Annotated in this window: 10 protein-coding genes; 7 read left to right on the top strand and 3 right to left on the bottom strand. The window is 67.3% G+C overall.

All coding sequences use genetic code 11. The features are described 5' to 3' along the window. Positions 1-3 precede the first annotated feature (3 nt). Complete coding sequence (locus H6A23_RS02900) at positions 4-1080, top strand: ABC transporter ATP-binding protein (protein WP_204830701.1); 1077 nt, start codon at positions 4-6, stop codon at positions 1078-1080. 207 nt (positions 1081-1287) lie between these two features. Here the strand turns inward: H6A23_RS02900 and H6A23_RS02895 are convergent, their stop codons facing one another. Beyond that, entirely contained in the window at positions 1288-2145 is an 858-nt protein-coding gene (locus H6A23_RS02895; protein WP_204830700.1) for a MurR/RpiR family transcriptional regulator, read from the bottom strand. Positions 2146-2321: 176 nt separating this feature from the next. Here H6A23_RS02895 and H6A23_RS02890 point away from each other — a divergent pair, with 176 nt between their 5' ends. Genes H6A23_RS02890 through H6A23_RS02870 form a run of 5 tightly spaced genes read left to right on the top strand, consistent with a single transcriptional unit; the run spans position 2322 to position 7001 of the window. After that, a complete protein-coding gene (locus H6A23_RS02890; protein WP_286165767.1) occupies positions 2322-3731 on the top strand; it encodes a 6-phospho-beta-glucosidase in 1410 nt (469 codons plus the stop codon). 45 nt (positions 3732-3776) lie between these two features. Beyond that, positions 3777-4739, top strand: coding sequence for a PTS sugar transporter subunit IIB (locus H6A23_RS02885; protein ID WP_204830699.1), 963 nt, complete (start codon positions 3777-3779; stop codon positions 4737-4739). 36 nt (positions 4740-4775) lie between these two features. Next, the gene (locus H6A23_RS02880; RefSeq protein WP_204830698.1) at positions 4776-5570 is read left to right on the top strand and encodes a PTS mannose/fructose/sorbose transporter subunit IIC; all 795 of its coding nucleotides are present in this window, start codon (positions 4776-4778) and stop codon (positions 5568-5570) included. 10 nt (positions 5571-5580) lie between these two features. Beyond that, positions 5581-6597, top strand: coding sequence for a PTS system mannose/fructose/sorbose family transporter subunit IID (locus tag H6A23_RS02875; RefSeq protein ID WP_204830697.1), 1017 nt, complete (start codon positions 5581-5583; stop codon positions 6595-6597). An 8-nt stretch (positions 6598-6605) separates the two neighbouring features. Then, positions 6606-7001: a DUF956 family protein gene (locus H6A23_RS02870; RefSeq protein ID WP_204830696.1), complete on the top strand. Its 396-nt coding sequence runs from the start codon at positions 6606-6608 to the stop codon at positions 6999-7001. A 530-nt stretch (positions 7002-7531) separates the two neighbouring features. On the opposite strand, the gene rnhA is transcribed toward H6A23_RS02870, so the two are convergent. Together rnhA and polA are read right to left on the bottom strand one after the other, a co-directional pair. Further along, positions 7532-8068 carry a ribonuclease HI gene (gene rnhA, locus H6A23_RS02865; protein WP_286165766.1) on the bottom strand — a complete coding sequence of 179 codons (537 nt, stop codon included), beginning with the start codon at positions 8066-8068 and terminating at the stop codon, positions 7532-7534. Continuing rightward, entirely contained in the window at positions 8068-10752 is a 2685-nt protein-coding gene (gene polA, locus H6A23_RS02860) for a DNA polymerase I (RefSeq protein WP_204830695.1), read from the bottom strand. Before polA ends, rnhA begins: the two co-directional genes overlap by 1 nt. 370 nt (positions 10753-11122) lie before the next feature. Here polA and H6A23_RS02855 point away from each other — a divergent pair, with 370 nt between their 5' ends. Next, positions 11123-13213: a glutamine synthetase III family protein gene (locus H6A23_RS02855; RefSeq protein WP_204830694.1), complete on the top strand. Its 2091-nt coding sequence runs from the start codon at positions 11123-11125 to the stop codon at positions 13211-13213. Positions 13214-13443 lie beyond the last annotated feature (230 nt).

Below are 13443 nucleotides of genomic sequence, written 5' to 3'. Positions count from 1 at the left end.
AGCATGGCCAAGGAGAAGAAGGGCGTGCGCCTGGAGCACGTCTCCAAGATCTACCAGGACCCCAAGACCAAGAAGGACTTCTACGCGGTCCATGACGCCAACATCGAGATCGCGCCCGGCGAGTTCGTGACGCTGCTCGGCCCCTCGGGCTGCGGCAAGACCACGATCCTGCGCATGATCGCCGGCTTCGAGAGCCCCGACGAGGGCGAGATCTACCTCGGCGGCGAGCCCATCAACGAGCTCACGCCCAACAAGCGCGACACGGCGATGGTCTTCCAGAGCTACGCCCTCCTGCCGCACTACAACATCTTCGACAACGTGGCCTACGGCCTCAAGCTCCGCAAGCTACCCAAGGACGAGATTGCCGAGAAGGTCCACGCGATTCTCGCCCTCGTGGGGCTGGAGGGCATGGAGGACCGCATGACCAACCAGCTCTCGGGCGGCCAGCAGCAGCGCGTGGCGCTCGCCCGCGCGCTGGTGATCGAGCCGGGCGTGCTGCTGTTCGACGAGCCGCTCTCCAACCTGGACGCCAAGCTGCGCGTTGACATGCGCAACGAGATCCGCCGCATCCAGCAGGCCGCCGGCATCACGGCCATCTACGTCACGCACGACCAGTCCGAGGCCATGGCGCTCTCCGACAACATCATCATCATGAAGAAGGGCGTCATCGACCAGGTGGGCGACCCGCACACGGTCTACTACCACCCCGTGGACGAGTTCGTGGCCGACTTCATCGGCGAGTCCAACTTCCTGCGCGGCACGCTCAGCGAGAAGGACGGCGAGTCCGGCGTGGCGCAGATCGAGGGGCACCCGGTCGAGGTCGCGAGCGTGGGGCACCTCTCGCAGGGCAGCGACTGCGTGCTCGTGCTGCGCCCCGAGGCGGCCAAGCTCGCCGACGAGGGCGTGCTCCCGTGCAAGGTGACGCTCTCGCGCTTCATGGGCAACTACCAGAACTACCAGGTCATGGTTGGCGACACGCTGGTCAAGATCACCGACTTCAACCCCAAGAACCACAAGATCTACGAGGTCGGCGACGAGGCGTTCGTCCAGTTCACGCCCGAGGACGTGCACGTGCTCTAGGCCTGGCGGGCTCTTCTCGCCGTTCTTGTCGCCGTGTCCTTGTTGCTTGTTAGAAAACGCCGCCGGTGGGTTGTTCTGGCTTGCCAAACTACCCACCGGCGGCGATTCGTATACATCTGGCGAGAAAACCTACCCACGGCCGGCGATTCCTAACAGCGAGGGGCGGCAGCGAGAAGAGCGTCGGGCGAGAAGCCCGCGCGCCGGCGGCTACTCGTCGAAGCTGCGGTCGTCCACACTGCGCATCGTCTTTTGGAGAAACTCGACGTTGTTATCGTAGTCGAGCGTGAAGGCGCAGCCATAGAGCACGTCGAGCACGTACTGCAGCGCGATGTGCGACGCGAACTGGGAGATTCGCTCCTGCGGGTCCTCCCGGTCGCTGACGAGCAGGTAGTGGGCAAGGCCAGGGTTCAGGCGCGCCCCCTCCATCGAGCCAATGAAGATGACTGGCACGTTGCGCTCGCGCAGAATGGGGAGCACGCGAGAGAGGAAGGTTGCTCGCCCGGAGTACGAGATGACGATCGCCACGGCGTCCGAGCGCGAGGCGGCGGCGATGATGCGCTGCTCCTCCTCGGCCGAGGGCAGGATCGCGGAGTGTCCGATGCGCAGGAGGCGCTCTTGGAACGTCGCGGCAACGTAGAAGTTGTGCGAGTGCGTGTGCAGCTGAACGTCGCGGGCGCGCGCGACGAGCCGGGCGCAGGCATAGAGCTCGGAGTAGCTGAGGCAGGAGACCGCGTCGTCAATGATGAGCTGGTAGAGCGAGCGAAAGCTCTGGGCCACAAGGCGAGGGGAGTCGTCCGCCATGAACGGGTAGTCGACGTTGACCTCCTCGACGGACGCCATCGCGCCGGCCGAGCGTGCCGCCTCGATCTTGAGCTCGCGAAAGCCGGACAGCCCGAGCTTCTTGCAGAACCGGCTCACTGCCGCCGGAGAGGTGTGCGACTCTCGGGCGAGGTCCTCGATGGAAAGCGAGCTCAGCCGCTCCTGGTTTGCCAGAATCGTGCCGGCGAGGGACTGCTCGGTTGACGTGAGCCGCTCGCACGCCTGGATTCGGTGTCGGATGTCCATCGCGCCCCCTTCGCCAGAGAAGTCAGAACTTATCAGAACTTATCACAGGCGCCGCCGGGCAAAGAACAACTTCTGAAAACGACTTCCAGTCTGCCGGCTGAGCGCCCACGATTCCGGTGCCTGCCCCCATAGTTGCCACAGCACGGTCTTATCGGCTGCGAGCAGGGAGGCACGCAATGGCAATGAACGCCGAGAAGTACGCGAACGGCATCAAGATCGTCACGATCGGAGGCGGAAGCAGCTACACGCCGGAGCTCATGGAGGGCTTCATCAAGCGCTACCACGAGCTGCCCGTCCGAGAGATCTGGCTCGTGGACATCGAGGAGGGCCGCGAGAAGGTCAGCATCATCGGCGACATGGCGCGGCGCATGTGGAGGGCGGCCGGCCACGACGTCGAGGTCCACGTCACGCTCGACCGCCGCGAGGCGCTGCCCGGCGCGGACTTCGTGACCACGCAGTTCCGCGTGGGACTGCTCTACGCTCGCATCAAGGACGAGCGCATCCCGCTCGCCCACGGCATGCTCGGCCAGGAGACCAACGGTGCCGGCGGTATGTTCAAGGCCTTCCGCACCATTCCCGTGATCGGCCAGATCATCGCCGACATGCGCGAGCTCTGCCCGGATGCCTGGCTCATCAACTTCACGAACCCCTCCGGCATGGTGACCGAGGCCGCCATCAAGCACTTTGGCTGGAAGCGCACCATCGGCCTCTGCAACATCCCCGTCATCTCGATGATGAAGGAGCCGGCGCTCATCGGGCGCGACCCCTCCGAGCTCACCTGGCGCTTCGCGGGCCTCAACCACTTCCACTGGCACAAGGTCTTCGACAACGCGGGCAACGACCTCACCGACGAGATGATCGAGCACGCCAACGACCCCGAGGGGCCGTTCCCGGTGAACATCTTTGCGGCGGAGTTCCCCTCCGACCTGCTCCACTCGATGCACCTCATGCCCTGCGGCTACCATCGCTACTACTACATGGCGGACGAGATGCTCGGCCACTGCGTCGAGGACTTCAAGGAGAACGACACGCGCGCCGAGCACGTCAAGGAGGTCGAGGACGAGCTCTTCGCGCTCTACCGCAACCCCGAGCTCGACCACAAGCCGGCTCAGCTCGCCGAGCGCGGCGGCGCGTACTACTCCGACGCCGCCTGCGAGTGCATCGCCGCGATCGTCAACGACAAGCACGAGCACATGGTCGTCTCCACGCAGAACAACGGCGCCCTCACCGACCTCGACCCGACCTCGATCGTGGAGGTCTCGAGCCTCATCTCGGCGCGCGGCGCCGAGCCCATCTGCTGGGGTCCCATGCCCACGGCCGAGAAGGGCTGGTTGCAGGAGATGAAGGCCATGGAGGAGCTCACCATCTCCGCTGCCCTCACGGGTGACTACGGCACCGCTCGCGAGGCCTTCACGATCAACCCGCTCGTGGCAAAGAACCCCGAGGCCATCGAGGTCCTGGACCAGCTCCTGCTCGCGCACGAGAAGTACCTGCCGCAGTTCGCAGACGCCATCGCCGCGCTCAAGGCGAAGGGCGCACGCGTAACCGACCCGGTCGTTCTCCAGCTGCTCGCCGAGGGGAAGTAGGCGGCTGCTGGTGCAAGGAATTCGCGCTCACAGGAAGGAGAGAGCATGACAGGCATCGTACTTGCCAGCCACGGAGGGCTCGCCGAGGGGGTGAGGGACTCCCTCAGGATGCTGCTCGGAGACCAGGCGGACCTCGCGTGCGCCTCTCTGGAGCCAAGCATGTCACCGGATGAGCTGCGCGCGATGATTACGTCCGCGGCTCAGGGTCTCTCGGATCCGGCGGACGTGCTCGTCTTGGTCGATCTCTGGGGCGGCACCCCCTTCAACCAGTCCTCGGCGCTGCTCGCCGACCACGAGGGCTGGGCGGTGGTGACGGGCCTCAACCTGCCCATGGCCATCGAGGCATGCTCGTCGCGCGAGCCGGGCTCGAGCGCCCGCGGTCTCGCGGCCCAGCTCGTGGTCGAGGGGCGCCGCGGCGTCCGCGCGCTGCCGGAGGAGCTCATGCCCAAGGCACGCCGCACCTCCTCGGCGCCAGTCGTTGCCCCCGGCCCGGCGCCGGCGGGGGAGGGCGGCCTCAACATCAGCTGGGTGCGCATCGACTCGCGCCTGCTGCATGGCCAGGTCGCCATGGCGTGGTCCAAGGAGATCCGCCCCGACCGCATCATCGTGGTCTCCGACGCCGTTGCCCACGACCAGCTTCGCAAGGACCTCATCACCCAGGCGGCGCCTCCCGGCATCAAGGCCAACGTCTGCCCCATCGACAAGCTCGTCCAGATCACGCGCGACCCGCGCTTCTCGCACACGAGCGCCCTTTTGCTCTTCGAGACGCCGCAGGACCTGCTCCGCGTCGTTGAGGCGGGCGTGAAGATAGCCCACGTCAACGTGGGCTCGATGGCGCACTCCGCCGGGAAGGTCGCCATCAATGGGACCGTCTCGATTGACGCCGACGACGCCCGCGCCCTCAAGGCCCTTCACGACCATGGCTGCGAGCTCGGCTGGCAGAAGGTGCCCGCCGACCACGAGGAGCCCGTCTGGCCCCTTGTCGAGCAGAGTGGCCTTCTCGACTAGCCCCTTCGACTTCACCTACCAAGGGAGGTTTGTCTCATGGAAGTTATCCTCGTCCTTATCGTGGCGCTGCTCGCCGGGTTCGAGGGCATTCTCGACTCGTTCCAGTTCCACCAGCCCATCGTGGCCTGCACGCTCATCGGACTTGTCACCGGGCACCCGGCGGAGGGCATCATGCTCGGCGGGTCGCTCCAGCTCGTGGCGCTCGGCTGGATGAACATCGGCCCTGCCGTCGCGCCCGACGCCGCGCTCTGCTCGGTGGCCTCGGCCATCCTCGTCTGCATGAAGGGCGTCGACATGGGCGTTGGCATCTCCGCCGCCATGGCGCTCGCCGTTGCGGGCCTCGGCCTCACGATCATCGTCCGCACGATCACCGTTGGCCTCATCCACTTTGCCGATGCCTCTGCCGAGAAGGGCAGCGTCCGCGGCGTGGAGGTCGCTCACCTCACTGCGCTTCTGCTCCAGGGCCTGCGCGTCGTCATTCCCGCGGCGTTCATCATCGCCGTGCCCGTCGAGATGGTCCAGGCTGCACTCGATGCGATTCCCACATGGGTGACCACGGGCCTCTCCACTGCCGGCGGCTTCATCGTGGCGGTTGGCTACGCGATGGTCATCAACATGATGGCCACGCCCAAGCTCTGGCCTTTCTTCTTCCTCGGCTTTGCGCTCTCGGCGCTCTCTGCCCTGAACCTCATCTCCATGGGCATCATCGGCCTCTGCATCGCCTTCGTGTATCTGCAGCTGGCGCCCGAGTTCAACTCGTCGGGCGCGCAGACGGCGAGCGCCGGCGTGGCGGGCGACGAGCTCGACGCGATCATCAACGACTACGAGTAAGGGAGGACCCATGGCTACCAACGAGACCGCCAAAGGCGGCGAGGCCCTGCGCCTCACCAAGTGTGACCGCATTGCCGTGTGGCTTCGCAGCACCTTCATGCAGGCATCCAACAACTACGAGCGCCTCATCACCATGGGCTTCACCTTTGCCATGGTGCCGGTTGTGAACCGCCTCTATCCCAACAAGGATGACCGCTCGGCCTTCCTCAAGCGTCACCTCGAATTCTTCAACACGCACCCCTACCTTGCCTCACCGATTCTCGGCGTGACCATGGCGCTGGAGGAGGAGCGCGCTGCCGGTGCCGACATTGACGACGCTGCGATCCAGGGCGTCAAGATTGGCATGATGGGCCCGCTCGCCGGCGTGGGCGATCCGGTCTTCTGGGGCACGCTGCGCCCGATTCTGGGCGCCTTTGCCGCGTCCCTTGCGCTCACGGGCAACGTCATGGGCGCCGTCGCCTTCTTCGTGGTGTGGAACGCCGTGCGCATGGCCTTCACCTGGTACACGCAGGAGCTTGGCTACAAGCAGGGCCGCAACATCGTCTCCGACCTCTCCGGCGGCATCATGCAGAAGATCACGACGGGCTCCTCGATCCTTGGCATGTTCGTCATGGGCGTGCTCATCCCGCGCTGGACGAGCATCAACTTGGCCAACGTGGTCTTCTCGACCTCTGACATGGGCGCCGTCGCGGAGAAGTTCCCCGGCATCACCACCCTGCTCGACCTCATCAACGGCGGCACGGAGATGACGGCCGAGGCGCTCACGAACGGCTTCTCCGGCCTGCAGAGCATGCTCTCGAGCGGCTACACTGCCATCACCAACGCGGCCGCCTACCCCGATGCCCCGGTGCGCCTGATGCAGACGACCACGCTCCAGAGCGTGTGCGACTCCCTGCTTCCGGGTCTCATGCCGCTTGTGCTCACCTTCCTGTGCATCTTCCTGCTCCGCAAGAAGGTGAACCCGATCGTCATCATCTGCGGCCTGTTTGCCGTGGGCGTTGTCGGCGCGTTCTTCGGCATCTTCTAGGAGGGACCATGGCGGAGCGACATGACCAGGGAGATCCAGGAGCCCTCAACGAGTCGGTAGAGCTGTGCGTGCGGGCCACTTCGTCCTTCTCGCCGCTCTTTCCCAAGCAGGGGCTGCTCATGCTTGGCGAGCGCGGAGTTGAGTTTCGCGCGCGGGACGGGCGAGGGTTCGTTCAGGTTCCTTGGGAGGAGATCGGTCTCGTGCGCGTGGACGCGTACGGAAAGTTCGTGCGCAGCGTGGAGCTTTGCGTCTCCGAAGGAAGATCGCTCCCGTTTGTCCTGTCCGAGGGCGCCCGGGTCGTGCGGGCAATGAACGAGCATCTTGGCCGCGCCAAGCTCGTGCCCGCCCGTCGGCCGCTTACGGACATCATCACGAGGCGCACTCGCGGATCTGGCCGGTATTAGCCGCGAGCGTCTGCGTCGCCCGGACGGACCTCCTTCCGTCCGGGCGACTTTTTCTCTGGCGCGTGGGGCCGCGGTTTTGCACCGGGGCGTCTCGCGCGCTCCGCCGGGCGACGTTTCCGCCCTCCGCCGGGCGGTTGTGAGCAACATCTTTTATGCAGCGGCCCCCGGCGCGCCACCTCCGCGCGGTTTTGCACGTTTGGGCACGGGGCGGCGCGGTTGTGTGCAACACCTTTTATCTGTCGCATCAAACGTGTTGCTCACAACCGCGACTTGGAGGGCGCGCGACGGCCCGGCGAGAAGGACGTCGGCCTGGCGCTCCAGAATCGGGCCACGTCCCAGTCGAGAAGGACGGTCTGCTCGCGAATCGGGGCATGTCCCAGCCCGGCGGGCGGATTTGCTCGCAAATCGCCTCATGCCCCAGAAAAAACCGGCCCAGAAACTGGGACATACCCCGATTCCGGAGCGCGCCGCCGCTGGGAACCGGGACGCGCCCCGATTCGCGAGCGCGTTCGCCTTCCCCGCGGCCCCGGCTACTCCGTGAAGCCTGCGTCCTCCGCGAGCTGCGCGCCGTCGGCCGCGGCCGTGGCCAGCTCGTCGCAGCGCTCGTTCTCGGGGTGCCCGGCGTGGCCCTTGACCCAGACCCAGGTGACCTCGTGCGCATCGCAGGCCGTGAGCAGCCGCTTCCAGAGGTCGACGTTTTTCACCGGCTGCTTGCTCGCGGTCTTCCAGCCGCGCCGGAGCCAGCCGCCGATCCAGTTCTTGTTGAAGGCGTTGACCACGTACTGCGAGTCGGTGGTCATGGTGACGGCGCACGGGCGGCGCAGCGCCTCGAGGGCGACGATGGCCCCCATGAGCTCCATGCGGTTGTTGGTCGTGCGCCGGTAGCCCGCGGAGAACTCGCGCTCGTGCGTGCGCCCGTCCGGGCCCGTGTAGCGCAGGACCGTCCCGTAGCCGCCCGGCCCCGGGTTGCCGCGCGACGAGCCGTCCGACCAGGCCTCGACGCGCATCCTGGCCGGGGAGGCGGGGGAATCCGCCAGGCTCCCCGAGAACTCCGCCCAGCTCGCCATCACTTGGCCTCCGCCCAGTTGGCGCCATAGGAGACCTCCGCGATGAGCGGCACCTTGAGCTCGATCACGCCCTCCATCGTCTCGCGCACGAGGGCGCTCGCGGCCTCGATCTCCCTCTCGGGGACCTCGAGGTCCAGCTCGTCGTGGATCTGCAGCACGAGCTTGGACGCGAGGCCCTCCTCGTGGAGGCGCCGCTCCACGCGCACCATCGCGATCTTGATGATGTCGGCCGCGGTGCCCTGCATCGGGTGGTTCATGGCCGTGCGTTCGCCAAAGGCCACGAGCTGGCGGTTGCGCTGGCGGAACTCCTTGATGTGGCGGCGCCGGCCGAAGAGGGTCTCGGCGTAGCCGAGCTCGTGGGCGCGCCGCACCGCCTCGTCCAGAAACGCCCGCACGCCGGGGTAGGCCTCGAAGTAGCGGTCGATCATCTCCTGCGCCTCGGCGCGCGGTATCTTGAGCGAGCTCGCGAGGCCAAAGGCCTGCTGCCCGTAGACGATGCCAAAGTTCACGGCCTTGGCGCGGCTGCGCAGCTGCGGCGTGACCTCCTCCACCGGCACGCCGAAGACGCGCGCGGCCGTGGCGGCGTGGAAGTCGCGCCCCTCGCAGAAGGCGGCGATGAGGTGCTCGTCCCCGGAGAGGTGCGCGAGCAGCCTGAGCTCGATCTGCGAGTAGTCGCAGGCGAGAAACACGCTGCCCTCCGGCACCGTGAACGCCTGGCGCACGCGGTGCCCCAGCTCCGAGCGCGTGGGGATGTTCTGCAGGTTGGGGTCGGAGCTCGAGAGGCGCCCGGTGGCCGTGACCGTCTGGTTGAGCGTGGTGTGGATGCGGCCGTCGCCCGCCACGAGCGCGGGCAGGGCGTCGAGGTAGGTGCTCTTGATCTTGGAGCGCTCGCGGTAGTCCAGGACCTCGGCCACGATGGCGTGGTCGGCGAGGTCGCCGAGGACCTTGGCGTTGGTGGAGTAGAAGCCGCGCTTGGTGCGCTTGAGCCCGTAGGTGGGAAGCCCGAGCACGTCGAAGAGGACGTGGGAGAGCTGCTGCGGGGAGTCGATGTTGAAGTCCTCCCCGGCCTCGGCGTGGATGCGCTCGACCATGCCCTCGATCTCCGCGCCGAGCTCGGCGGATTGCGCGGCGAGCACGCTCACGTCCACGCCGAGGCCCACGCGCTCCATCTCGGCGAGCACGGGCAGAAGCGGCATCTCCATGTCCTGGAAGAGGCCGGTCGCGCCGTCGCGCTCCATGCGCTCGGAGAGCGCCGGAACGAGCAGGCGCGCGCGGACCGCGTCGAGCGCGGCCTCGGGGAGCTCCTCGCTCGCGGCGGGGAGGGTCTCGGCGAGATACGCCTCGGCGAGCTCGGTGGGGCCGAAGGAGCCGCGCTCGGAGTCGAGCAGGTAGGCCGCCACGGCCACGTCGAAGATGCGCGCGGGGTCGACCTCGCCGGGGGAGAGGAGCTCGGGCTTGGAGGAATCGGCGGGGGAGAGCGCGTGGACGAGCGCCTTGACGTCGCCCGCGGCCACGCGCCCCTCGCGCAGGAGCCGGGCGAGCGCGGCGTCGGCGGCGTCGCCCTCGAGGCGCAGCAGCCGCTCGCCGTCATAGGCCCACAGGGCGTGCGCGAGGCCGAAGAGCGCCCCGTCGGCGCGGTCGTCGTCGAGCGCCACGCCGACCCAGCCCGCCTGCACGGCCTCGTCGAGCGTCGCGAGCGCGTCGTCGCCGGAGAGCGGCGCGGGCAGCTCGACCGTGCGCGCGGCGGGCGCGGCCTCGTCCTTCTCGCCCAGCGCCTGGCGCGCGGCGGCCACGGCGCCCTCGCCGGCAAGCCTGACGAGGCGCGAGGTCATGCCCGTGAAGCCGAGCGCGGAGAAGGCGCGCGCGACCTCGGCGGGGTCGAAGGTGGGGAAGCGCGCGTCCGCGAGGTCGAGCTCGATGGGGGCGTCCGTGCGGATCGTGGCCACCTTGCGCGACACCAGCGCGTCCTCGACGTGGGCGCGCAGGTTCTCGCCCATCTTGCCCTTGACCTCGTCGGCGTGCGCGATGACCTCGTCGAGGCTGCCGTACTGCACGATGAGGGCCGCGGCCTTCTTGGGGCCGATGCCCGGCACGCCGGGGATGTTGTCGGAGGAGTCGCCCTTGAGGCCGTAGAAGTCCGGCACGAGCTCAGGGGTGATGCCGTGGTAGAGGTCCTCCACCGTGGAGGGGTCCATGATCGCCACGTCCGTGACGCCCTTCTTGGTGGAGACGACCTTCACGTGGTCGGTGGTGAGCTGGTACATGTCGCGGTCGCCGGTGAAGAGGTACATGTCGTAGCCGGCCGCCTCGCCGCGGCGGGCGAGCGTGCCCAGGATGTCGTCGCCCTCCCAGCCCTCGAGCTCGGCCACCGGCACGTCGAGCGCGCCGAGGAGCTCCTTCGCCATGGGGAACTGCTCGTGCAGCGCCGGGTCCATCGGCGGTCGCTGCGCCTTGTACTGCGGGAGCATCTCCATGCGCACGCGCGGCTTGCCCTTGTCGAAGGCGCAGATCACGCCGTCGGGATGGAAGGTGTCCACGAGCTTGATGAACATGTTGAAGAAGCCGAAGAGCGCGTTGGTGGCGCGCCCGTCCGGCGCGCTCATCGGCTGGCGGATCGCGTGGAACGCGCGGTGCATGAGGGAGTTGCCGTCGATGACGGCGATGGTGCGGGCGGCGTCTGGCATGAGTACCTCCTTGTGGTTGCCTCCCGATTGTAGGCGAGAAGGGCGACAAGAACGGTCGGGGCCGCGCGCCCGCGGGTTCTTCTCGCCGCCCCTCCCCGCAAACCTCGCACCTGACCCCACTTTTCTCGATTATTCTTTATGTAATTAAAGCTCAATATTATGTCAGACTCACCAGGTGCGAGGTTTCTGTGACGGTCGAAGCCGTGCGGGTCCCGTCGCGGACGCGCGAGCGCCGTTCTTGCCACGAAGTCGCAGCGTGCCTGCAACCAAACGTCACCGCGAGCTTCACGCGAGCGCAACGGTCGTGAAATAATGACCCCTTAGAGTATTCCGCCGTAAGCCACAACGCCGACGACGAAAAGGGGCGCACATGGGCAAGGACAAGGTCACAGAGGAGTACGGGAGCCTGCTCTTCACGGACGCCGTGATGCAGGAGCGTCTCCCCAAGCCGACGTACAAGGAGCTTCGCCAGGTCATCGACGACGGCAAGCCGCTCGATCTGGACATCGCCAACGAGGTCGCGCACGCGATGAAGGAGTGGGCGCTCGAGAAGGGCGCCACGCACTTCGCGCACTGGTTCCAGCCGCTCACGGGCATCACCTCCGAGAAGCACGACAGCTTCCTCACGCCCAAGGGCGACGGCACGGTGCTCATGTCCTTCTCGGGCAAGGAGCTCGTCCAGGGCGAGCCTGACGCCTCCTCCTTCCCCTCCGGCGGCCTGCGCGCCACCTTCGAGGCCCGCGGCTACACCGCCTGGGACCCCACGAGCCCGGCCTTCATCAAGGACGAGGTCCTCTGCATCCCCACGGCCTTCGTCTCCTACACCGGCGAGGCGCTCGACAAGAAGACGCCGCTTCTGCGCTCGCAGGTCGCCCTCGAGACGCAGGCCAAGCGCGTGCTCGCGCTCTTTGGCCGCGAGCCCAAGCGCGTCTTCACCACCATCGGCCCCGAGCAGGAGTACTTCCTCGTCAAGGAGGAGGACTACGAGAAGCGCCCCGACCTCATCTACTGCGGCCGCACGCTCTTTGGCTGCGAGCCGGTCAAGGGCCAGGAGCTCGAGGAGCACTACTTCGGCGCCATCCGCCCGACGGTGAACGACTTCATGAAGGAGGTCGACGACGAGCTCTGGAAGCTCGGCATCCCCGTCAAGACCAAGCACAACGAGGTCGCGCCCGCCCAGCACGAGCTTGCGCCGATCTTCGAGCAGGGGTCGCTCGCCATCGACGACAACCTCCTCACCATGGAGAAGCTCAAGCTCATGGCCACGCGCCACGGCCTGGCCTGCCTCGAGCACGAGAAGCCCTTCGAGTACGTGAACGGCTCGGGCAAGCACAACAACTGGTCCATCTGCGCCGACGGCAGGAACCTGCTCGAGCCGGGTGCAGTGCCCTCCGAGAACCTGCAGTTCCTCGTCTTCCTGGCCGCGCTCGTGGCCGCCGTCGACGAGCACGCCGACCTGCTGCGCGCCTCGGTGGCCTCCGCGGGCAACGACCACCGCCTCGGCGCCAACGAGGCGCCGCCCGCCATCATCTCCATCTTCCTCGGCGACCAGCTCCACGCCATCGTGGAGGCCCTGATCAACAAGGAGGAGCCCGAGGTCCACGAGGCCGAGGTCATGGACCTGGGCGTGCCGGCGCTGCCCGACCTCCTGCGCGACACCACGGACAGAAACCGCACCTCGCCCTTCGCCTTCACGGGCAACAAGTTCGAGTTCCGCATGTGCGGCAGCCAGCAGAATCTGGCCGACCCCAACTTGGTCCTCAACACTGCCGTGGCCGAGCAGTGCGACCGCTTTGCCACCAAGCTCGAGGGCAAGACGGGCGACGAGTTCACCAACCTCGCCCTGCGCTGGGTGCGCCACACCCTGCGCGACCACCAGCGCGTGCTCTTCGAGGGCAACGGCTACTCCGAGGAGTGGGAGGCAGAGGCCGAGCGGCGCGGCCTTCCCAACCTCAAGACCACGCCCGACGCGCTGCCCTGCATGGTCAAGCCCGAGAACGTGGCGTTCTACGCCAAGTACCACGTGCTCGACGAGGCGGAGATCCACGCCCGCTACGTCTCCAAGGCCGAGCAGTACGCCAAGCTGCTGAACATCGAGGCCAACACGATGGTCTACATGGCGCGCCACCTCTACCTGCCCGCGCTCTTCGACTACTCCGGCGACATCGCGACCTCCGTGGCCACCAAGGCCGAGATCGGCATCGAGAGCCCGGTCGAGAAGGAGCTCGTGCGCACGCTCACGGACGGCATTTCCGCCATCCACGAGGCCGCGACCGACCTCGAGGCCAACAACGCCGCCGCCCGCGGCGTCGAGGACCCGCAGGGGCAGTGCGAGGCCTACCGCGACACCGTCCTTCCCTCGATGGAGCACCTGCGCGAGTGCGTGGACGCCATGGAGAAGGTCTGCGGCGAGGACTACTGGCCCGTGCCCACCTACAACCAGATGCTCTTCTGGGTGTAGCCCCTCGGCCCATTTCTGGCCCGCAGGCGAGAAGAACCTCCCGTCGCCGCCCCGCCCGGCCCCCGTGGCCGCGCGGGGCGGCGTTTCTGCAGCGTCGTTCCCGCCGCGGCCGACCCCTCCGTGTGGCTCCCCGCGAAAACCCCGGCGATTGGGCGGCATGTTTGATGCGCCCGCCAGGAAGTGGGGGCCAGTGGGTGGTATGTTTGATGCCGCCTCAGCAAAAGGGCAGG

The organism is Olsenella uli (assembly GCF_016900775.1).
GTDB classification, from domain to species: domain Bacteria; phylum Actinomycetota; class Coriobacteriia; order Coriobacteriales; family Atopobiaceae; genus Thermophilibacter; species Thermophilibacter uli_A.
Note: the sequence above shows the minus strand (reverse complement) of the source record. Positions and strands in the feature narration are given on the sequence as shown.

Coding starts and splice junctions, on each gene's coding strand:
- H6A23_RS02895 (WP_204830700.1), bottom strand. CDS start 2,145: ATGGACATCCGACACCGAATCCAGGCGTGCGAGCGGCTCACGTCAACC.
- H6A23_RS02880 (WP_204830698.1), top strand. CDS start 4,776: ATGGAAGTTATCCTCGTCCTTATCGTGGCGCTGCTCGCCGGGTTCGAG.
- H6A23_RS02870 (WP_204830696.1), top strand. CDS start 6,606: ATGGCGGAGCGACATGACCAGGGAGATCCAGGAGCCCTCAACGAGTCG.
- rnhA (WP_286165766.1), bottom strand. CDS start 8,068: ATGGCGAGCTGGGCGGAGTTCTCGGGGAGCCTGGCGGATTCCCCCGCC.
- H6A23_RS02885 (WP_204830699.1), top strand. CDS start 3,777: ATGACAGGCATCGTACTTGCCAGCCACGGAGGGCTCGCCGAGGGGGTG.
- H6A23_RS02890 (WP_286165767.1), top strand. CDS start 2,322: ATGGCAATGAACGCCGAGAAGTACGCGAACGGCATCAAGATCGTCACG.
- H6A23_RS02875 (WP_204830697.1), top strand. CDS start 5,581: ATGGCTACCAACGAGACCGCCAAAGGCGGCGAGGCCCTGCGCCTCACC.
- polA (WP_204830695.1), bottom strand. CDS start 10,752: ATGCCAGACGCCGCCCGCACCATCGCCGTCATCGACGGCAACTCCCTC.
- H6A23_RS02855 (WP_204830694.1), top strand. CDS start 11,123: ATGGGCAAGGACAAGGTCACAGAGGAGTACGGGAGCCTGCTCTTCACG.
- H6A23_RS02900 (WP_204830701.1), top strand. CDS start 4: ATGGCCAAGGAGAAGAAGGGCGTGCGCCTGGAGCACGTCTCCAAGATC.